The sequence below is a fragment of the Pseudomonas viridiflava genome, assembly GCF_900184295.1.
GTDB classification, from domain to species: Bacteria; Pseudomonadota; Gammaproteobacteria; order Pseudomonadales; family Pseudomonadaceae; genus Aquipseudomonas; species Aquipseudomonas viridiflava.
In genome coordinates this window covers 4,402,705-4,422,611 of the sequence record NZ_LT855380.1, presented here as the reverse complement: position 1 = coordinate 4,422,611, position 19,907 = coordinate 4,402,705, and the positions used below count along the sequence as shown (strand labels likewise).

At 57.0% G+C, this 19,907-nt stretch carries 19 protein-coding genes, 1 tRNA gene and 1 pseudogene; 14 read left to right on the top strand and 7 right to left on the bottom strand.

The window, feature by feature from the left end:
- Positions 1-105: 105 nt before the first annotated feature.
- From ruvA to CFBP1590_RS19740, 12 genes are all read left to right on the top strand, one after another.
- Positions 106-714 (top strand): Holliday junction branch migration protein RuvA, encoded by a 609-nt coding sequence (gene ruvA / locus CFBP1590_RS19795; protein ID WP_004879141.1) that lies wholly within the window; start codon positions 106-108, stop codon positions 712-714.
- Positions 715-1,773 (top strand): Holliday junction branch migration DNA helicase RuvB, encoded by a 1,059-nt coding sequence (ruvB, locus tag CFBP1590_RS19790; RefSeq protein WP_004879144.1) that lies wholly within the window; start codon positions 715-717, stop codon positions 1,771-1,773.
- Between the two features lie 135 nt (positions 1,774-1,908).
- Positions 1,909-2,376: a tol-pal system-associated acyl-CoA thioesterase gene (gene ybgC, locus CFBP1590_RS19785; protein WP_004879146.1), complete on the top strand. Its 468-nt coding sequence runs from the start codon at positions 1,909-1,911 to the stop codon at positions 2,374-2,376.
- Complete coding sequence (gene tolQ, locus CFBP1590_RS19780) at positions 2,366-3,061, top strand: protein TolQ (RefSeq protein ID WP_004879148.1); 696 nt, start codon at positions 2,366-2,368, stop codon at positions 3,059-3,061. Before ybgC ends, tolQ begins: the two co-directional genes overlap by 11 nt.
- A gap of 14 nt (positions 3,062-3,075) precedes the next feature.
- Positions 3,076-3,540: a protein TolR gene (gene tolR, locus CFBP1590_RS19775; protein ID WP_002554654.1), complete on the top strand. Its 465-nt coding sequence runs from the start codon at positions 3,076-3,078 to the stop codon at positions 3,538-3,540.
- The gene (gene tolA, locus CFBP1590_RS19770) at positions 3,540-4,610 is read left to right on the top strand and encodes a cell envelope integrity protein TolA (protein ID WP_088235783.1); all 1,071 of its coding nucleotides are present in this window, start codon (positions 3,540-3,542) and stop codon (positions 4,608-4,610) included. The genes tolR and tolA overlap by 1 nt, the downstream gene beginning before the upstream one ends.
- Positions 4,607-5,908: a Tol-Pal system beta propeller repeat protein TolB gene (tolB, locus tag CFBP1590_RS19765; RefSeq protein ID WP_004879154.1), complete on the top strand. Its 1,302-nt coding sequence runs from the start codon at positions 4,607-4,609 to the stop codon at positions 5,906-5,908. The genes tolA and tolB overlap by 4 nt, the downstream gene beginning before the upstream one ends.
- Before the next feature lie 52 nt (positions 5,909-5,960).
- The gene (pal, locus tag CFBP1590_RS19760) at positions 5,961-6,458 is read left to right on the top strand and encodes a peptidoglycan-associated lipoprotein Pal (protein WP_025994450.1); all 498 of its coding nucleotides are present in this window, start codon (positions 5,961-5,963) and stop codon (positions 6,456-6,458) included.
- 6 nt (positions 6,459-6,464) lie between these two features.
- Complete coding sequence (gene ybgF / locus CFBP1590_RS19755; RefSeq protein WP_054998489.1) at positions 6,465-7,280, top strand: tol-pal system protein YbgF; 816 nt, start codon at positions 6,465-6,467, stop codon at positions 7,278-7,280.
- A gap of 171 nt (positions 7,281-7,451) precedes the next feature.
- Positions 7,452-8,099 carry a 7-carboxy-7-deazaguanine synthase QueE gene (gene queE, locus CFBP1590_RS19750; RefSeq protein WP_088235782.1) on the top strand — a complete coding sequence of 216 codons (648 nt, stop codon included), beginning with the start codon at positions 7,452-7,454 and terminating at the stop codon, positions 8,097-8,099.
- 16 nt (positions 8,100-8,115) lie between these two features.
- Positions 8,116-8,790, top strand: coding sequence for a 7-cyano-7-deazaguanine synthase QueC (gene queC / locus CFBP1590_RS19745; RefSeq protein ID WP_032663662.1), 675 nt, complete (start codon positions 8,116-8,118; stop codon positions 8,788-8,790).
- Positions 8,791-8,853: 63 nt separating this feature from the next.
- Positions 8,854-8,929, top strand: a tRNA-Lys gene (locus CFBP1590_RS19740).
- A gap of 231 nt (positions 8,930-9,160) precedes the next feature.
- Here the strand turns inward: CFBP1590_RS19740 and CFBP1590_RS19735 are convergent.
- From CFBP1590_RS19735 to CFBP1590_RS19710, 6 genes and pseudogenes are all read right to left on the bottom strand, one after another.
- Positions 9,161-10,366: a M20 aminoacylase family protein gene (locus CFBP1590_RS19735; protein WP_029241674.1), complete on the bottom strand. Its 1,206-nt coding sequence runs from the start codon at positions 10,364-10,366 to the stop codon at positions 9,161-9,163.
- 29 nt (positions 10,367-10,395) lie between these two features.
- Positions 10,396-10,755 (bottom strand): annotated as a pseudogene (locus tag CFBP1590_RS19730) (putative ATP-dependent zinc protease); the annotation flags it as partial.
- Between the two features lie 52 nt (positions 10,756-10,807).
- Complete coding sequence (gene katG, locus CFBP1590_RS19725; RefSeq protein WP_088235780.1) at positions 10,808-13,078, bottom strand: catalase/peroxidase HPI; 2,271 nt, start codon at positions 13,076-13,078, stop codon at positions 10,808-10,810.
- A gap of 285 nt (positions 13,079-13,363) precedes the next feature.
- Positions 13,364-14,266, bottom strand: a complete 903-nt coding sequence (locus CFBP1590_RS19720; RefSeq protein ID WP_032663654.1) for a DUF1460 domain-containing protein — start codon at positions 14,264-14,266, stop codon at positions 13,364-13,366.
- Positions 14,267-14,576: 310 nt separating this feature from the next.
- Positions 14,577-14,966, bottom strand: coding sequence for a tautomerase family protein (locus CFBP1590_RS19715; protein ID WP_029241672.1), 390 nt, complete (start codon positions 14,964-14,966; stop codon positions 14,577-14,579).
- Positions 14,967-14,977: 11 nt separating this feature from the next.
- On the bottom strand, positions 14,978-16,060 hold the full coding sequence (locus CFBP1590_RS19710; protein WP_088235779.1) for an NAD(P)H-dependent flavin oxidoreductase: 1,083 nt from the start codon (positions 16,058-16,060) through the stop codon (positions 14,978-14,980).
- A gap of 394 nt (positions 16,061-16,454) precedes the next feature.
- On the opposite strand from CFBP1590_RS19710, the gene CFBP1590_RS19705 reads away from it, so the two are divergent.
- Entirely contained in the window at positions 16,455-17,090 is a 636-nt protein-coding gene (locus tag CFBP1590_RS19705; RefSeq protein WP_029241670.1) for a LysE family translocator, read from the top strand.
- Positions 17,091-17,150: 60 nt separating this feature from the next.
- Here CFBP1590_RS19705 and CFBP1590_RS19700 read toward each other — a convergent pair whose 3' ends face one another.
- Complete coding sequence (locus CFBP1590_RS19700; RefSeq protein WP_058432008.1) at positions 17,151-18,440, bottom strand: M20 family metallopeptidase; 1,290 nt, start codon at positions 18,438-18,440, stop codon at positions 17,151-17,153.
- Between the two features lie 181 nt (positions 18,441-18,621).
- Between CFBP1590_RS19700 and CFBP1590_RS19695 the strand changes: the two genes are divergently transcribed.
- Complete coding sequence (locus tag CFBP1590_RS19695) at positions 18,622-19,866, top strand: alpha/beta fold hydrolase (RefSeq protein ID WP_058432009.1); 1,245 nt, start codon at positions 18,622-18,624, stop codon at positions 19,864-19,866.
- Positions 19,867-19,907 lie beyond the last annotated feature (41 nt).

The following is a 19,907-nucleotide window of genomic DNA, read 5'->3' as shown; positions in this document are numbered from 1 at the left end:
TGCATCATTCGCACGCATTTTTTTACTTGCAGGGCTGGCTGGCTCTGTGATGATTGTTCCCAACTTTTTCGCGCAAGCGACAGGCAACACGAAAGGATCTGAAACGTGATTGGACGTTTACGCGGCTTTCTCGCCGAAAAACAGCCTCCGCATCTGGTGCTGGACGTCAATGGCGTCGGTTATGAGCTGGAGGTGCCGATGACTACGCTGTACCGGCTACCTCACGTCGGTGAGCCCGTGACCCTGCACACGCATCTCGTGGTCCGTGAGGACGCGCACCTGCTGTATGGCTTTTATGAAAAGCGCGAGCGCGAACTGTTTCGAGAGCTGATCCGTCTCAATGGCGTCGGCCCCAAGCTGGCACTGGCATTGATGTCCGGTCTTGAAGTCGATGAGCTGGTACGCTGCGTTCAGGCTCAGGACACCTCGGCGCTGACCCGCATTCCCGGGGTCGGCAAGAAGACCGCCGAGCGGCTGCTGGTAGAACTCAAGGATCGCTTCAAGGCCTGGGAGTCGCTGCCCGGCACGTTCACACTGGTTTCCAGTGGTCCGAATCAGGCTGAACCCGTGGCGTCGGCCGAGTCCGATGCGGTCAGTGCGTTGATATCGCTGGGCTACAAACCTCAGGAAGCAAGCAAGGCCGTTTCCGCCATCAAGGAAAAAGATTTGAGCAGTGCCGATCTCATCCGGCGTGCATTGAAGGGGATGGGCTAAGTGATAGATGCCGACCGCTTGATAACCGCCACCGGCGGCCGTGATCGCGACGAACAGCTGGACCGTGCGATTCGCCCGCTCAGCCTGGCCGACTACATTGGTCAGCCAACGGTTCGCGAGCAGATGGAGTTGTTCATCCAGGCTGCACGAGGCCGTAATGAATCTCTGGACCACACGCTGATCTTCGGGCCTCCGGGTCTGGGCAAGACCACACTGGCCAATATCATTGCTCAGGAAATGGCGGTCTCGATCAAGAGCACGTCCGGGCCGGTGCTCGAAAGGCCCGGTGATCTGGCCGCAATTCTGACCAATCTTGAACCCAACGACGTGCTTTTCATCGACGAGATTCACAGGCTGTCGCCCATTGTGGAAGAAGTCCTGTACCCGGCGATGGAAGACTTTCAGCTGGATATCATGATCGGGGAGGGGCCTGCTGCACGGTCCATCAAACTCGACCTGCCGCCGTTCACGCTGGTTGGTGCGACCACCCGTGCGGGCATGCTGACCAATCCGTTGCGTGACCGTTTCGGTATCGTCCAGCGCCTGGAGTTCTACAGCATCGCCGATCTGTCGACGATTGTGACCCGTTCAGCCGGCATTCTGGGGCTGGTCATCGAGCCTGAAGGCGCGTTTGAAATTGCACGTCGTGCCCGTGGCACCCCGCGTATCGCCAACCGCCTGTTGCGCCGTGTGCGTGACTTCGCCGAAGTGCGCGGCAACGGGCAGATTACCCGGCAGACCGCCGATAAGGCCCTGAACCTTCTGGACGTTGACGAGCACGGGTTCGACCATCAGGACAGACGCCTGCTGTTGACCATGATCGAGAAGTTCGACGGCGGTCCGGTGGGTGTCGACAGCCTCGCGGCGGCCATCAGCGAAGAGCGCCATACGATTGAAGACGTACTGGAGCCCTATTTGATCCAGCAAGGCTATATGATGCGCACACCGCGCGGCAGGGTCGTGACCCGTCATGCCTATCTGCACTTCGGTCTTAACATCCCTTCCCGAATGGGAGAGCTGCCGGCCGCCGAGGAATTTATCGATGATCCGGCTGATTAAATGTGACGTCATGCAATTTAATCGCCGTCTGTGTGTCACATTGCCAGTCTCTTGGGTGTTACAGGCGGTGAGCGGCAAATCGTTGAAAAACAGTTGCCTGACCCGATTGGCAACGTGAGGAGTAAGCACTAGAGTATGCGCGCGCAAAACGGGGTTCAGTCGTTCGCACATCGCTGTCGCGTTTATTACGAGGACACCGATGCTGGCGGCATCGTCTACTACGTCAATTATCTGAAATTCATGGAACGGGCTCGTACCGAGCGGCTGCGCGATCTTGGTTTCGCCCAGTCAGCAATGGCGCAGGACAACCTGCTGTTTGTCGTGCACTCCAGCGAAGCGCGTTATCACAAGCCGGCGCGGCTGGATGACGAATTGCTCGTCAGTGCACAGGTAACCGAATTGAACCGTGTCAGCCTGCGCTTTCAACAGCAAGTCAGGCGGGCGTCGGATGCAACGCTGCTCTGCGAGGGGCAGTTCTTGGTGGCGTGTGTAAGCGCCGATAGTTTGAAACCCCGGGCCATTCCCGAAGCTCTGCGAGCGGCCTTTGCCGATCAGAGCGGCGCGGGCACACATTCAGAGCAGGAGATAAAGCGTGGAAGCTAACGTCGTCGACCATTCCTCCATGTGGAGTTTGGTCAGCAATGCCAGCATTGTTGTTCAGTTGGTGATGCTGATTCTGGTGGCCGCCTCGGTCACTTCATGGATCGTGATTTTTCAGCGCAGCAACATGCTGCGTGCAGGTCGGCGTGCACTGGACAGCTTCGAAGAGCGTTTCTGGTCCGGTATCGATTTGTCCAAGCTGTACCGTCAGGCAGGCAGCAATCCTGATCCTGATTCGGGCGTCGAGCAGATCTTTCGTGCAGGCTTCAAGGAGTTTTCCCGTCTGCGTCAGCAGTCAGGTGTCGATCCTGATGCGGTGATGGAAGGTGTGGCCCGTGCCATGCGTGTTGCCATTTCCCGTGAGGAAGAAAAGCTTGAGTCCGGTCTGTCGTTTCTGGCGACCGTGGGTTCCACCAGCCCGTATGTCGGTCTGTTCGGTACTGTCTGGGGGATCATGAACTCCTTCCGTGGTCTGGCAACCGCTCAGCAGGCGACCCTCGCCACTGTGGCACCAGGTATTGCCGAAGCCCTTATCGCAACAGCCATCGGCCTGTTCGCGGCAATTCCGGCCGTTATTGCCTACAACCGTTTCTCCGCGCGCAGCGAGACTCTGATCAGCCGTTACTACACGTTCGCTGAAGAGTTCCAGGCCATCCTGCACCGTAAAGTGCACACCAGCGAAGAGTGAGCAGGTAATTCCCCATGGCTTTAATCGCTCGAGATCGACGCAGAAAACGCAAGCCGGTCGCCGAAATGAACGTAGTGCCCTACATCGACGTGATGCTGGTGCTGCTCGTGATTTTCATGGTGACGGCTCCCATGATCAACCAGGGCGTGAAGGTCGACTTGCCCAAGGTCTCCAGCGAGGCTTTGCCGCAGGACAACAACAATCAGGTCCTGACCATTTCGATCAAGGCTGACAAGACCTATTACTGGAACCTTGGCAGCGAAGTCGATACCGACAAGCAGATGGACAAGGCAATGACCTTGCCTCAGCTGACTGCCGCCGTCACCAAGATCGTCGCTGCCGGGCGTGATGCCGGCAAGCAGACGCAGGTGTTCATCCGTGGTGACAAGACCGTTGATTACGGTTCGGTCATGGGCACGATGGGTGGGTTGCAGAAAGCCGGGGTCGGGAATGTTGGCTTGATTACCGAGGCCCCCTGATGCAGCCGATTCGAGAGCCGTCTGCCTCGGAAAGCTATTTCTGGCCCAGTGTCTGGGCTGTGGCGTTGCACATCCTGATTTTTGGCATGCTGTTCGTGAGTTTTGCCATGACGCCCGATCTGCCTGAAGCCAAGCCTATCGTTCAGGCAACGCTCTATCAGCTCAAGTCCAAGAGTCAGGCGACGACCCAGACCAACCAGAAAATTGCCGGCGAGGCGAAGAAGACCGCTGCACGACAGACTGAAGTCGAGCAGTTGGAGCAGAAGAAAATCGAGCAGTTGAAACAGGAAGCTGTCAAAGCTGCGGAACAAAAGAAAGAAGAGTCCGCTCAAAAAGCGGAAGAACAAAAGGCGGCGGACGAAGCCAAGAAGGCCGAGCAGAAAGCGGAAGAAGCCAAAAAGGCCGACGACGCCAAGAAAGCTGATGAGGCCAAGAAGGTCGCCGACGCCAAAAAGGTTGAAGAGAAACAACTGGCCGACATAGCCAAGAAAAAAGCCGAAGACGAAGCGAAGAAGAAAGCCGAGGAAGACGCCAAGAAGGCTGCTGCCGAGGAAGCCAAGAAGCAGGCTGCTGACGAGGCCAAGAAAAAGGCCGCCGAAGACGCCAAGAAGAAGGCTGCCGAGGACGCGAAGAAGAAAGCCGCTGCCGACTCCGCCAAGAAAGCGCAGGAAGCTGCCCGTAAATCTGCAGAAGACAAGAAGGCGCAGGCACTGGCCGATCTGCTGTCCGATAAACCGGAACGGCAACAGGCTCTGGCAGACGAACGTGGCGACGAAACCGCTGGCAGCTTCGACGATCTGATTCGCGTGCGTGCATCCGAAGGCTGGAGTCGTCCTCCATCGGCACGTAACAACATGTCGGTAACGTTGCAGATCGGCATGCTGCCGGACGGTACAATCGCCTCCGTGTCGATTGCCAAGTCCAGCGGTGACGGGCCATTTGACAGTTCTGCGGTTGCTGCGGTGAAAAACATTGGGCGTTTGACAGAAATGCAGGGTCTGAAGCCCGCTGACTTCGCTCCCTATCGTTCATTCAAGATGACATTCACACCTGGAGATCTAGCCTTGTGATCAACCTTTTTCGAGGACTGCTTTTCGTTCTCTGCTGTGCTGCCGGAGTCGCCGCCGCAGAAGAAAAGAACATTCTGGTCACCAGCGGCAGTGACCGTGCCACACCGATCGCTGTCGTACCGTTTGGCTGGCAGGGCGGCAACGTACTGCCGGAAGACATGGCGGAGATCATCGGCAACGACCTGCGCAACTCCGGCTACTACTCGCCGATCCCGAAGCAGAACATGATCAGCTTGCCGACCCAGGCCAGCGAAGTCATCTTCCGTGACTGGAAAGCACTGGGTGCCCAGTACGTCATGGTCGGCAACATTGTTCCTGCAGGCGGTCGTCTGCAGATTCAATACGCGCTGTTCAACGTAGCCACCGAACAACAGGTACTGACCGGTAACGTATCCGGTACCAATGACCAGCTGCGCGACATGGCGCACTACATTGCAGACCAGTCGTTCGAGAAGCTCGTGGGCATCAAGGGTGCGTTCTCGACGCGCATGCTGTACGTCACGGCAGAGCGTTTCTCGGAAAACAATACGCGCTATACCCTGCAACGTTCGGACTACGACGGTGCGCGTGCGGTAACGCTGTTGCAATCCCGTGAGCCGATCCTGTCGCCGCGCTTTGCGCCGGACGGCAAGCGTATTGCCTATGTGTCGTTCGAACAGAAGCGTCCGCGCATCTTCGTTCAACACATCGATACCGGTCGTCGTGAGCAGATCACCAACTTCGAAGGCCTGAACGGCGCGCCTGCGTGGTCGCCGGATGGCACCAAGCTGGCATTCGTGCTGTCCAAGGACGGCAACCCGGAGATCTACGTGATCAACCTGGCTTCGCGTCAGTTGAGCCGTGTGACCAATGACTCTTCCATCGACACCGAACCGTTCTTCGGCAAGGATGGCTCGACGATCTACTTCACGTCGGACCGTGGTGGAAAGCCGCAAATCTATAAAACCAATATCAACGGCGGTGGTGCCGAACGTGTTACGTTCGTGGGTAACTACAACGCCAATCCGAAATTGTCAGCCGATGAAAAGACGCTGGTGATGATTCACAGGCAGGACGGCTTCACTAATTTCAAGGTCGCAGTGCAGGATTTGGCCCGCGGAAGCGTAAAAATCCTCACAGATAGCAACCTTGATGAGTCGCCTACTGTTGCGCCCAACGGCACCATGGTAATCTACGCCACCCGCCAGCAGGGCCGGGGAGTCTTGATGCTCGTGTCCATTAACGGACGCGTAAGGCTCCCGCTTCCTACCGCTCAAGGCGAAGTCAGAGAACCTTCCTGGTCCCCTTACCTGAACTGACGCGGCGCTACACGATTTGCTTAACACACTGGGGTTCATTAGGAGTTTCAAGATGGAAATGCTGAAGTTTGGTAAGTTTGCTGCGCTGGCTCTGGCCATGGCTGTAGCTGTAGGTTGCTCGTCCAAAGGCGGCGACAATGCCGGTGCTGGCGCTGTCGACCCTAACGCTGGTTACGGCGCCAACACTGGTGCTGTTGACGGTTCCCTGAGCGAAGAAGCTGCTCTGCGCGCAATCACCACCTTCTACTTCGAATACGACAGTTCGGACCTGAAGCCAGAAGCCATGCGCTCCCTGGACGTGCACGCTAAAGACCTGAAATCGAACGGCGCTCGCGTTGTTCTGGAAGGCAACACCGACGAACGTGGTACTCGTGAGTACAACATGGCACTGGGCGAGCGTCGTGCGAAAGCCGTTCAGCGTTACCTGGTACTGCAAGGTGTTTCCCCAGCTCAGCTGGAACTGGTTTCCTACGGCGAAGAGCGTCCAGTTGCTACCGGCAACGACGAGCAGTCGTGGGCTCAGAACCGTCGCGTCGAACTGCGTAAGTAATTTGACATGCGAACGTGCCGACGTGCTCTAACCGTTTTGGCCCTCGCCCTTCCGCTTTCAGCGTTGGGTGCGGCTCCTGTGGTCGATAACAATTCTGGCTCTGGCAGCAGCAGTTATCCGCCAGCGGGTTATGGCACGTCCGGCGCCTATGCCGGGGGAGGGGTAACACCTCCTCCCTCGGCACAAGGTCAGCTGTTCATGCAGTTGCAGCAAATGCAGGAAGAAATCGCGCGTTTGCGCGGGCTTGTCGAGGTTCAGCAGAACGATATCCAGCGCATGAAGCAGGAAGCTCTGGAGCGTTATCAGGAACTCGATCAGCGTATAGCCAGTGGCGCAGCCGCTCCGGCTACCAATAATTCTCAACCTTCTGGTGGCGCTGTAGACGCCAGTGGGACGCCGTCGGCTCAAGCCGCTCAGGCACCGGCAGCAGGCACCGAGCCTCCTGACCCGGCGAAGGAAAAGCTTTATTACGAAGCAGCCTTCGATCTGATAAAGGCAAAGGATTTCGACAAGGCCAGTCAGGCCTTCACCGCTTTCCTGCGCAAATACCCGAACAGCTCTTATGCGGGCAATGCCCAATACTGGCTGGGTGAAGTGAATCTGGCCAAAGGCGACCTTCAAGGCGCAGGTCAGGCATTCGCCAAGGTGAGTCAGCAATACCCGAAGCACGCCAAGGTGCCTGATTCGCTGTACAAGCTGGCCGATGTAGAGCGCCGCCTGGGTCACAATGACAAGGTCAAAGGCATTCTGCAGCAGGTTGTTGCCCAGTATCCGGGTACCTCTGCCGCCCAGTTGGCGCAGCGAGACCTTCAGCGACTTTGATGTCCTGACTCGCAGATCAAGAAAGCCGCGCTCGTCGCGGCTTTTTTCGTTAGAATCTCGCACCCGAAATTCCGGTACACATTACGCTTCTCTGGATTCTGCGAGTGCAGAGTTCCTTGAAGTGCCTGACGGAGGCGGACGGCCTGTTTAGCTGTTACGCCCGTGGCTGATATGCAAGACACATTACGCATCACCGAAATATTTCACTCGTTACAGGGTGAAACCCGTACGGCTGGGCTACCCACCGTATTTGTACGCCTCACTGGCTGCCCTTTGCGCTGCCAGTACTGCGACAGCGCCTACGCATTTACTGGCGGCACCATCCATACGCTCGACGACATCATGGGCCAGGTCGCGGCCTATCGTCCTCGCTACGTATGCGTGACCGGCGGCGAGCCACTGGCCCAGCCCAATGCGATTCCATTGCTCAAGCGCCTCTGTGACGAGGGTTATGAAGTGTCGCTGGAAACCAGCGGCGCACTGGATATCTCGGCGGTCGACCCCCGGGTCAGTCGAGTCGTTGACCTCAAGACCCCCGGGTCGAAAGAGGTCACGCGCAACCGCTACGAAAACATGGAGCTGCTCACGCCCAACGATCAGGTCAAATTCGTGATCTGTTCGCGGGAGGATTACGACTGGGCGGTTTCCAAGCTCATTCAGTATGGGCTTGATCGCCGTGCTGGCGAGGTTCTGTTCTCTGCCAGTCATCATGAGCTGAAAGGCCGTGAGCTGGCCGACTGGATAGTGGCGGACAACCTGCCTGTACGCTTGCAGATGCAGCTGCATAAATTTCTTTGGGACGACGAGCCGGGGCGCTGAGATGACTGAATTGAACATGACCGAGAAAAGAGCCGTAATCCTGCTGTCCGGTGGCCTCGACTCCGCAACTGTCGTCGCCATGGCCCGTGCTGAAGGCTACGCCTGCTACACCATGAGTTTCGACTACGGTCAGCGTCATCGCGCCGAGCTCGACGCAGCCGCGCAGGTAGCTCGCGACCTCGGTGCGATCGAGCACAAGGTGATCGGCTTGAATCTCAATGGCATTGGCGGCTCGGCGTTGACCGACAGCTCCATTGCAGTCCCTGAGACGCCCTCTGAAGGCATTCCGGTAACGTACGTGCCGGCCCGCAACACTGTCTTCCTGTCGTTGGCCCTGGGCTGGGCAGAAGTGCTGGGCGCGCGCGACATCTTCATCGGCGTGAACGCCGTGGATTATTCGGGCTACCCGGATTGCCGTCCCGAGTTCGTCGAGTCCTTTGAGCGCATGGCGAATCTGGCGACCAAGGCCGGTGTGGAGGGGCAGGGCTTCACGATCCGCGCGCCGCTGCAGAACCTGAGCAAGTCCGACATCGTCAAGGCAGGCACTGCGTTGGGCGTCGATTACGCGCTGACGGTTTCCTGCTACCAGGCCGACGATCAGGGCCGTGCGTGCGGCAAATGCGACAGCTGCCGCCTGCGTGCAGAAGGCTTCGCCGCTGCTGGCGTAGCAGACCCGACGCGTTATTTTTAAGTTTTTTTAAAATAGGTGTTGTATTACTCATAAAAATCAGTAAGATACGCGCCACACAACAGAGGGTCGTTAGCTCAGTTGGTAGAGCAGTTGGCTTTTAACCAATTGGTCGTAGGTTCGAATCCCACACGACCCACCATTTCGAAAATCTGGAAGGCCCATGAAAATGCGGATTTCCAGATTTTTTTTTGCGTTGCCGATTGTCAGGGGAAAGAGCTGATTCGGCTTCCATCATGGCGTTGACGCAACGAGCTGTAAGGTCGTTGGCCAGTCTTTGGAATACCCTTCAATCGCCACGCTAGAGCTGCTCTGCTCGCGATTGGAATACAGGCGCCGAAGCGCCTGGTCCTATTTACCTTGGCAGGCGGGTTTATGGCTGACTCAGAAAAGCCTGCACCAAGCGTACGAAGTAGGTAGCGCCTGCCGGGAGCAGTTCGTCATTGAAATCGAAACTGGCATTGTGCAGTTCGCAAGGCCCGCTGCCGTGCTCGTGGCCACGATGCTCGCCATCTCCGTTCCCCAGAAAGGCATAACACCCTGGCACCTTCTGAAGAAGAAAAGAGAAGTCTTCCGAGGGCATGACCGGCTCGATGTCCCCTATGACCTGATCCGCGCCGAGCACCTCTCGCGCCACAGTGGCCGCGAATGCAGTTTGGCCAGCGTCGTTGATCGTCGGTGGATAAACTCGGATAAAGCTGACTCGGGCAATACACCCAAAAGCCGTTGCCAGGCCTGTGGCGATTTCTTGCATGCGCCGTTCAATCAGGTCGGTTAGCTGATCGTCGAAGGTGCGCACCGTGCCGCTCAGCCAAACGCTCTGTTCGATCACGTTGTCCGAGCTTCCAGCGTGGAACTGGGTGACAGAGAGAACAGCGGGATCAATTGGCCGTTTACTTCTGGTCAGGATCGCTTGTAGCGCGGTGACAATCTGCGCGCCCGCGAGCAGCGGATCATGTCCCTTGTGCGGCATGGCAGCGTGAGCGCCAATGCCATCAATATCGATTCGGAACCGGTTGCTTGAAGCCATCAATGCCCCGGCGCGGGTGGCTATGGTGTTGACTGGAAGTCCGGGCCAGTTGTGCAAGCCAAACACGGCATCAATCGGGAAGCGTTCGAGTAGTCCGTCGTCGAGCATGGCTTTGGCGCCTGCACCTTTCTCTTCGGCGGGCTGGAAAATGAACTGCACCGTGCCATGGAATCGCCGATTCGCCGCGAGGTATTGCGCCGCGCCGAGCAACATCGCGGTATGACCGTCATGGCCGCAAGCGTGCATAACGCCGGAGTTGCGGGAGGCGTGGGCGATGGCATTGATTTCCTGGATGGGCAGCGCGTCCATATCTGCGCGCAGGCCAATGGCGCGGACAGGCGAAGCGCTTTCGAGCGAGCCCCGCAGGGTGCCGACTACACCGGTTCTCCCGACGTTACGCGTCACTTCAATGTTCCATTTTTCCAGAGTTGACGCGACGAGCTCGGCGGTTCGATGCACCTCATACCCCAGTTCCGGGTGCGCATGAATATCGCGACGTATGCGACGGATGCCGGAGCTATCTGCTTCGATCTGGGGTATCAGGTTCATCTTGCACTCCTGGGACTTCGGGAATGCATTCACTCTGCTTTCTGTGCGATGGAAGCGCAACGGGGTTTTCCTATCGCATACCTGAGAGCTGGATCAATTGTCGCATCGAAGCGTGTCAGGGCTTCGGAGCCGATCAAAAGAGGAAACTGGAAAGCGCTTCGGTCGGTCAGGTTGACTTCTATGGTGCGTGAAGCTTCGCCCATGCACACGGTCAGGAGGATGACAGGCCGATTGGAGTACAAACTCCTGTCATGCGAGCCGCGATCATCCGCGCGGCGCTTGATCTGATCTATTCCCTCCAGCGGCCTTTCGATGACGCGGGTGTGACTGCCATCAATGGCAAGCTTGAAGCTGACCCAGCGCTCACCATTATGTTTGCCTGGCCTGATACCGCCAAAAAAAACGCCTCCACTAGGGAGGCGTTCCTGAGCTCTTACTGCATCAAACCAGATCGAAACGATCCAGGTTCATCACCTTGGTCCACGCCGCCACGAAGTCTCTGACAAACTTCTCCTGTGCATCCGCACTGCCGTAAACCTCGGAAATCGCACGCAGTTGAGCGTGGGAACCGAAGACCAGATCGACACGGGTGCCGGTCCATTTGACGGCACCGGTCTTGCGATCACGGGCCTCGAAGGTGTCGTTGGTACCCGAGGTCGCTTTCCACTCGACGCCCATGTCCAGCAGGTTCTTGAAGAAGTCGTTGGTCAAGGTGCCTGGCTTGTCAGTGAACACGCCATGCGTGCTCTGGCCGACATTGATGTTCAGGACCCGCAGGCCGCCCAGCAGCACACTCATCTCCGGTGCAGTCAGGGTCAGCAGTTGCGCCTTGTCGACCAGCAACGACTCTGCCGAGACTTTGTAGTGCCCCTTCTGGTAGTTGCGGAAGCCATCGGCAATCGGCTCAAGGAAGCTGAACGATTCAACGTCGGTCTGCTCCTGAGACGCATCTGCGCGGCCCGGTGTGAAAGGAACCGTGACGTGCTGGCCTGCGTTCTTCGCAGCCTGTTCGACGCCTGCACTGCCAGCCAGGACGATCAGGTCCGCGAGGGAAACCTTCTTGCCGCTCGACTGGGCGGCGTTGAATTCGCTCTGAATACCCTCAAGCGTCTTCAGAACAGCCGCCAACTGCTCAGGTTGGTTCACCGCCCAATCCTTCTGCGGAGCGAGACGCAGACGACCGCCATTGGCACCGCCGCGTTTGTCCGAACCACGGAAGGTAGAGGCTGCTGCCCATGCGATCGAAACCAGCTGCGAGACCGAAAGGCCCGACGCGAGGATCCTGGCCTTGAGTGCGGCAACGTCCTGATCGTCTATCAGCGCGTGATCAACGTTCGGAATCGGGTCCTGCCACAGCAGTTCTTCGGTCGGCATTTCCGGGCCGAGGTAGCGGGCCAGCGGGCCCATGTCGCGGTGAGTCAGTTTGAACCAGGCGCGGGCAAACGCATCGGCCAGTTGATCGGGGTTGGCCAGGAAACGGCGAGAGATCTGCTCGTAGGCCGGGTCGAAGCGCAGCGCCAGGTCAGACGTCAGCATGCTGGGCGCATGACGCTTGGCCGGGTCGTGGGCGTCCGGGATCTTGCCAGCGCCTGCGCCGTTCTTCGGCGTCCATTGATGCGCGCCGGCCGGGCTCTTGGTCAGTTCCCATTCGAAGCCAAACAGGTTTTCGAGGTACTCGTTGCTCCACTTGGTGGGCGTCGATGTCCAGGTCACTTCCAGGCCGCTGGTAATGGTGTCGCCACCTTTGCCTGTGCCGAATTTGTTGCTCCAGCCGAAGCCCTGCGCTTCAAGGCCTGCGGCTTCCGGCTCCGGACCGACGTTGTCGGCGGGGCCTGCACCGTGGGTCTTGCCGAAGGCGTGACCGCCCGCGATCAGGGCCACGGTCTCTTCATCATTCATCGCCATGCGACCGAAGGTTTCACGGATATCCTTCGCTGACGCAACCGGATCAGGAACGCCTTCGGGGCCTTCAGGGTTGACGTAGATCAAGCCCATCTGCACGGCGGCCAGCGGGTTTTCCAGATTTCGCTCGCCTTTATCGGTGCGGCTTTCTTCGTTAGCGTGATTCTCCGGCTCGGCCACCAACGTGCCGTCGCCCGGCTGCTGCATTTTCTTCTGCGCGCCGTAGCGCTCTTCACCACCCAGCCAGGTGGTTTCGGAGCCCCAGTACACATCTTCTTCCGGTTCCCATACATCAGGGCGACCGCCAGAGAAACCGAACGTCTTGAAGCCCATCGACTCCAGCGCGACGTTACCGGTCAGCACGATCAGGTCAGCCCAGGAAATCTTGCGGCCGTACTTTTGCTTGACCGGCCAGATCAGGCGACGCGCCTTGTCCAGGCTGACGTTGTCAGGCCAGCTGTTGAGCGGCGCAAAGCGTTGCTGACCGGCACCTGCACCACCACGGCCGTCACCTGTACGGTAAGTCCCGGCGCTGTGCCAGGCCATGCGAATGAACAGCGGGCCGTAATGGCCGAAGTCTGCCGGCCACCAGTCCTGAGACTGGGTCATGACCGCGCGCAGGTCCTGTTTGACCGCTTCGAAGTCGAGGCTTTTGAATTCTTTGGCATAGTCGAAACTCTCGCCCATCGGGTCGGAGAGGGCGGAATGCTGATGCAGGATCTTCAGGTTCAGCTGCTTGGGCCACCAGTCACGGTTGGTGGTGCCGCCGCCAGCAGCGTGGTTGAAGGGGCATTTCGATTCAGTTGACATGCTTGGTACACCTTTTTGTCAATGCGTGCGGCCATCCGGTCCACTCGCGGGACTTCAGACAGTAGGGATGGAACTCATTGGCGCTGCGTTCATGCCAGCCGCTTGATCAATGATCAGGCCAGCTCCACGGATACGTTGCGTTGCGGTGAACAGATTGCTGCGAGACAGTCTCACAACGCGCAACGCAGGTTTGAGCGCATTCTTATCATCAGGGTAAAACCACACGGCTTTCGCCACGCTCACCCAGATTAGCCTTCTTCGAGAAGATTTCTAATAGAAAGAACGTTAAGGCGTGATAGGAAAACTTCTTGCGCCATCCCGTTGAGGATGTGTCGGGAGGGGAGGTGATGGGTAAGCTTGAGCTTTGGGTCTGTAAACAACGATTCCGGGTTTCTGGGACACGTAGTCCAGAAAGGGCAGGTCGACAACCTTTCCTTTTTTCAGCGATGCATGCCTCAAGACCGGACCTTTGTCCGTTCTTATGAAGAAACCGACGTGGGTCACGTCAAGCCCCGGAAGCTCCGTGTAGAGGCCGATGTAGTCGCCCGTTTGCAAGTGACTGACCACTTCCTTGTCGACGAATTTGCTGGGGATATACGTAATGGTACGCCTGACCGTGGGCAAACCGGGAAGGTAGGCCGTGCCATCGCTCTTTGCATTCAGGTTCTTTTCAATGCTGACCGCGTGGGGGGTTATCCGAGACGTAAAATCGTCCGCCAGGGCGTGGTCTTTATCGTTCGCCCAGTCGCTGAAGAAATGCCTGCGGTTCAAAAAACCAACGGTGCCGTTTTTATAACGGGTCTCGATCAGGTTCTTCTCGAAATCGGATTCTGATGACGATTTCCTCAGGGCTTCCACATATTCGAGATAGGTAAAACAATCCAGTCCTCTAAAATCAATGACCAGTTGTTCTGCCATGCTGTCCGTGCCGCGCAGCATATTGGCACGGTAAGGCGTACCCATGAAAAACGCTGAAATGGCGTTGGTTCTCTGACCCGTATCCATGGGGCTGGTTTGATGCTTCAGGACGGTGTCGACTTTCGATGAGGTGTAATCATCCAGTTTCAAACTGACAGGCTGTGGTGTCGCTATAAGGTGACTGGAGGGATTATTCAGTGCTTTGGTTTCAGAAACGGCACATCCCGGCAGCAAGAAGGATGTTAAGGCCAACAGAACTGTTTTTCGCATGATGATTGATTTCTTACCTGCCAGCAGCTCATCACGGCCATGACGGCGCGAGCCGACCGTGTCGGAACGTTATGGAGGGCATTCGGAAAAAGGGGATGTCGAAGTGGAGCATCAACCAGCTGATCCACTTCGCCATCAACCTTCGCCCGCATGTATATCAAGCCTGTCTGGCATGTTGCAGGCTTTTGGGTCGTTTTGCGGTGAATGTTTGTTTAAGAGAATCAGACACAGACCACAGGTGAAGTTTTTTTCCACCGGTCAGGCAGCGCAGCACTCTGGACTTCGACTACGTGCGCTGTCTGTGCCTGGCTTACAGCTCCCCAGTCAGAAACTGTGCTCTGCCCAGCCCGAAGCTCCAGTCCTCGTCGCTGTTGATGACCATGGAGATCATCAAGTCCTGCGGTGATATTCCACAGTTTGCCTCCAGGCCCTCGGCGACCAGCTTATAAAATGTCTGCTTCATTTCGGCAGAGCGTGGTCTGCTGATCGCTGTAATCACGACAACATTCTGCGTTCGGGCAAACCCGAGCCCGGTGTCCTGAACGATCAATCGTGACGGCGCATGCTCGGTCACGATCTGGTAGCGATCCCTGACAGGGACCTGAAATGCTTCAACCATCGCGTTGTGGACGGTGTCCAGCAGCGTCGCCAGTGCTTCGTCAGAGCGACCTTGGATGACATCGATTTTGAGCAGCGGCATGTCGACTACCTTTAAACAGGATGTGAGATTTGATGTTCAAGCATTTCCTGAACAAGCGTCTGAATAAGCATTGCAGCGGAAAACTCTCTGGCCAACGGTGCACCTTGTCCTGCCCATTGAGCAGCAAAATCATGACAGCCCTTGGCTGCAGCGGCCGAGTGCAACGCCTTTGCGAGGTCGTAAGCGAGTGGGTATTCCGCCGGGCGGGGCAGGTTGGCGTCCAGCGCCTCCAGGTAGAGACGGTTGGAGATCCCACGGGCGGGCCGTCCCGAAATACAGCAGGTAACGCGTGTCTCATGGGCTTTGGCGGTTTTGAGTACGTCTCGATGTTCCTGCGTTGCTGATGATTCCGGGCACAGGATAAACGCGGTGCCCAGTTGGCAGCCGCTTGCCCCGAGCGCCATGGCTGCGTTGATACCGGCCCCGTCCATGATGCCTCCGGCAGCAATAACGGGCAGGTCTACTGACGAGCGGATGATCCGCAAGAGTGCGAATAATCCCAGTTCGTCATCCTGCCCGGGTGCATCGTCAAAAACGCCACGATGCCCGCCTGCCTCATAGCCCTGCGCAACGATGGCCTGAATACCCGCCTGCTCGAGCTGTCTGGCTTCGAGCAATGTTGTTGCACATCCCAGGGTAAATATCCCGGCCATCTTGAGTTCGGCGATCCATTCTTTTGGCGGTACGCCAAAGTGGAAGCTGACGACCGGCGGACGCTCCTCCAGCAGCATGTCGAGCATCGCTCGATCATTGACGAAGCTCTGGTAAATCTCTTTTAAAGCGCGTGGTGGGTTGGCGTCAAACTCTGCAAACGTTTCGGCCATGTACGTCAACCATGCCTGGTTCCTTGTCTCGTCGAACGCTGCCGGCGTGTGGCAGAACAGGTTGACGTTGAAAGGTCTGGCGGTGAGTGCCCTTGTCCGTCTGATCAGCTCGCGCCCCTGCTCAGGGTTACTGGCTCCGAGGCCTATAGAACCCAGAGCGCCTGCGTTGGATACGGCTGCAGCCAGCTCAGGCGTCGAAACGCCCACCATGGGCGCCTGAATGATGGGATGTTCGATTTCCAATAGGGACGATAAGCCTGTTCGTGACATGGATTAACCTGCCTTATGCTTCGTTGCACACACTGAATCCCGATGTCGGTGCCATTGAAAGTTGTCGTTCGATGGCTGCTTCGATGGGATGATGTCATGTATAGAGCAACAGGCATGCCACTGAAATGGCGCTTGTTAAACGGGAGTGCAGAACCGTTTCGGGTCTTTTTGACTAGGTCATAAAGACTGTCCTCAATCGGGTTGTGTCTTATTGACTCCATGGCTGCTGCATTGGGAGAGGAATTAACCAGCGCTGAAAATCGACGCCGTCAATGCTGTCCGTGAAAATTTACAGCAGTTGACCGCGTTGTGGCAGGTAGGCAACGTGGCAGCTTATGATTTCAACGTTTTAAAGCCGCTTTAACCTCCTCAAAAAAATCTGGAGCACTGCGTCATGACCCTGCATGAGTGGTTGGTATTTACGCTGGTTGCGATGTTGATCACCTTGACGCCCGGACCTGCCGTGATCATGGCGCTTTCCAATTCACTGGCCTATGGTCCTGGTCGGGCGATGATTGGTTCGCTGGGCAATGCTCTTGGATTGCTGGTCGTGTCTACCGCGACAATCGCCGGGCTTGGAGCGTTGCTGGCAGCCTCCGCAACGGCATTCGTGGTGCTTAAAGTGGCGGGCGCGGCGTACCTGGTCTTTTTGGGTATCAAGCAATGGCGCAACCGCGACAGTGCTTATTACGGTATCGATAAAAAAGCGGTACAAACGGCGTCCGTGGGCAAGTTGATTCTGCACGGCGTGTCCGTGGCGATCACCAATCCCAAAGCCATACTGTTCTTCGCCGCCTTTCTGCCGCAGTTCATTCATGGCACTGACCCAGCCGTCAGTCAACTTGCCTTGATGGTCGCCACGTTCGCTGCCTGCGCTGTGACTTCCCACTTCCTGTACGCCATGTTTGCGCAGGTCATCAAAAAGTATCTGAACTCGCCGGCGCGCATGCAAAAGATGAATCGAGTCTTCGGAGCGTCTTTCATGCTGCTTGGCGCCAGCCTGTTTACGCTTAAATCGAAAGCGGCCTAGGCCGGCAGTCTATAGGTGTGCAGCTGAACTACCGGATGCTGACGCTGCACACATGCCTCTTCAATAACGGCTCATGAAAATCGCAGCCCGTTTGGTCGCTATGGGCAGAGAACTCACGTCGAGCGTTTCGTTCTCGCTGTGCGCGCCGGTGCCCCATGCGCCCAGTCCGTCGAGACTTGCACTCACGTAAGGGTTTACATAGGACACGTCTGCGCCACCTCGATCAGCAGACGGGGCGGACTCCAGCGCCGGGCCGTCCAGGTCTCGACTCACGCGGCTGTAGGCCTCCAGCAATTTTTGGTTGCTGTCGCGCTCGGCCATGACGGGCATGATCGCCTTTATCGTTATTTCGCTGCTGGTCTGGGGCAATGGACGGCTGACGATTTCCTTCAGCCTGGTTTCTGCCGATTGTCGTTGCTCTTCGGTCTTGAAGCGCAGGTCGCCGTGCACGAGTACTGATTTGGCCACCGTGGTCTTCCTGCCTGAAGCCGTGCCTTGTCCGCTTGCGACATCCTCGTTTGCGGTGGAACCACCCAGAATCAGACCGGGGTTGATGGTTAAACCATCCTCTTCGGAAAGCTTCGAGCGGATCTCATCAAGCACACGAGCCGATTCGTACACTGCGCCATAGCCGGTTTTAGGTTGAAAGATGGTCGCGGAATGGTTGTCCAGACCGGTGCTGGTCAGAAACCACTCGCTCAAGCCTCTGCGATCGGTCACCAACTGGTTGGGAGACAGGGCGAATTCGAAACCCAGTGCAATATCGCTTTTTTTGGCTTCATCTATCAGGACGCTTCTTGAGATGGACGTCGGCTTGGCGGCGAACTCTTCGTCGCCGACCAGCACGACTGCAATGTTCATGGTGTCGAGCGCGCCAGTACTCTTCAGGGCTTGCAGCGCATAGAGCATCGTTACCATGCCGCCTTTGTCATCGATCACGCCAGGGCCTTTGGCTTTTTTGCCGCCTTCGGTGTAGGTGAACGTCTGAAAGTTGCTGTTTTCAGGGAAAACGGTATCCAGGTGACCGATCAGTAACAGTCGTTTGGCGGACCTGTTTCCTTCATGCAGTGCGACGAGGCTTCCCGCATGTTTCATTTCCGCCGGAAGTTCGTGCCAACGGGTGTCGAAACCCAGGGCTTCGAGTTTCTGCTTCATGATGTTGCCGACCCGAATGACACCCTCGGCGTTGTCGGTGCCGCTGTTGATGTTCACCAGTTGTTCAAGTAGCGCTATCTGTTCTGCACTGCGGCTATCGATATAGGAAACGATATTCTGTTCGTCCAACGTCGATCCGGCCATTGCACCGCTGGAGGCAAGTAGCAGGGTGAGCAGACAAATGCGCTTTTTCATGTCGAGTGTCCCGTCCAGATCGCGATGTTAGTCGGGTGTTGCTTGATGTCCATGCAAATGTGGATAGCCATGGAATCAGGGCCGGACATGATGCCGACTCATCAAAGGAGAAGGGCATTAAATATTATTAATCCTCAACTGACGTCGAAACGCCCACGCTTGGGCATTTAGAGGATTGGCCATGCATCGTTTTCGGTTATTACTCCTTCGCTCGATCAGTGCTTTATTCGTGTTGTTTCTGACGCTGGAAGGCGGATGTGCTGTTGCAGCCGTTATGCCTCCAGGCGGGGCTGTGGTTCCTGACTTCTATACATGGACCGACGGCGTACCAGACGTACCGGGAACGGTGCTTCGATCCGAACCATTGCCCATGGCAGAAAACCTTGGCAATGCAGTGATAAACATTCGGTTCCTGTACACCTCGACCGATGGCCTTGATAGCGCAAGGCAGGTTGTCGTCTCCGCCGCCTTATTTATCCCCCCAGGAAGCCCGCCACCGCATGGCTGGCCGCTGATGGCATGGGCGCATGGCACGGTGGGCAGTGCTGATCTCTGTGCTCCATCTTTCTCCGGGCGCAGTCCGCGTGACATTCGTTATTTGAATGAATGGCTCGCGCAAGGCTACGCGGTGGTTGCGACTGACTATCAAGGGCTCGGCACGCCTGGGCCCCATCCTTACGGGCTTAGCCGTCCCCTCGCGTTCAATATCATTGACAGTATTCGAGCGGTCATGAGTTCCGGCTTCGACCTTTCCGGTCAGGTTGTCGTGTTCGGCCAATCGCAGGGTGGCCGCGCGGCTTTCGCGACCGCGGTTTATGCCGGAACGTATGCGCCGGAGCTGAAGATCGTCGGCGTAGTGGCGACAGGTACGCCTTACGCCGGCGTGCAAAAACGACTTGGCGGGGCAGGTGGGTCAACGCCTTCGACACTTTCCTATAACCTGTTGAGGCTCAGCACCGGCGTGCTGCTTGACCCATCCTTCGTACCCACCGACTATTTGAGCGATCGCGCAATTCCCGCATTCGAACTCAGCCAGAGTGCCTGTCTGCATGCCATTGAACGCAGGGTCATTTCGGATAATCTCACCTTCGACAACAGTTTCAAACGTTCACCCGCGTCTGTTCTGGACAGGATAAACCTCGCGTCAGCCTATCCGACGCTGAGGTCGGACATTCCGATCTTTATTGGGACAGGCGGGCGAGATCATGAAGTCTCCGTTGCCCAGCAGGCCGCTTTGGTGGCTGATGCCTGTAAAGCGGGCAGCCGAATCGAATGGCATTTTTATCCGCAGTTAGACCATTCGGGCACGGTAAATGGCTCGCTGGCCGATTCGCTGAAGTTTGTTCGCAAGGCTTTTTCAGGCGAGGACATAACGGGTAACTGCAAAGCTGTTATACCGCGCATCCAGAAAGTCGATTCGCAGTGATGATCGGTATACCGCAATACAAAAACAAGAGTCATTCTCAT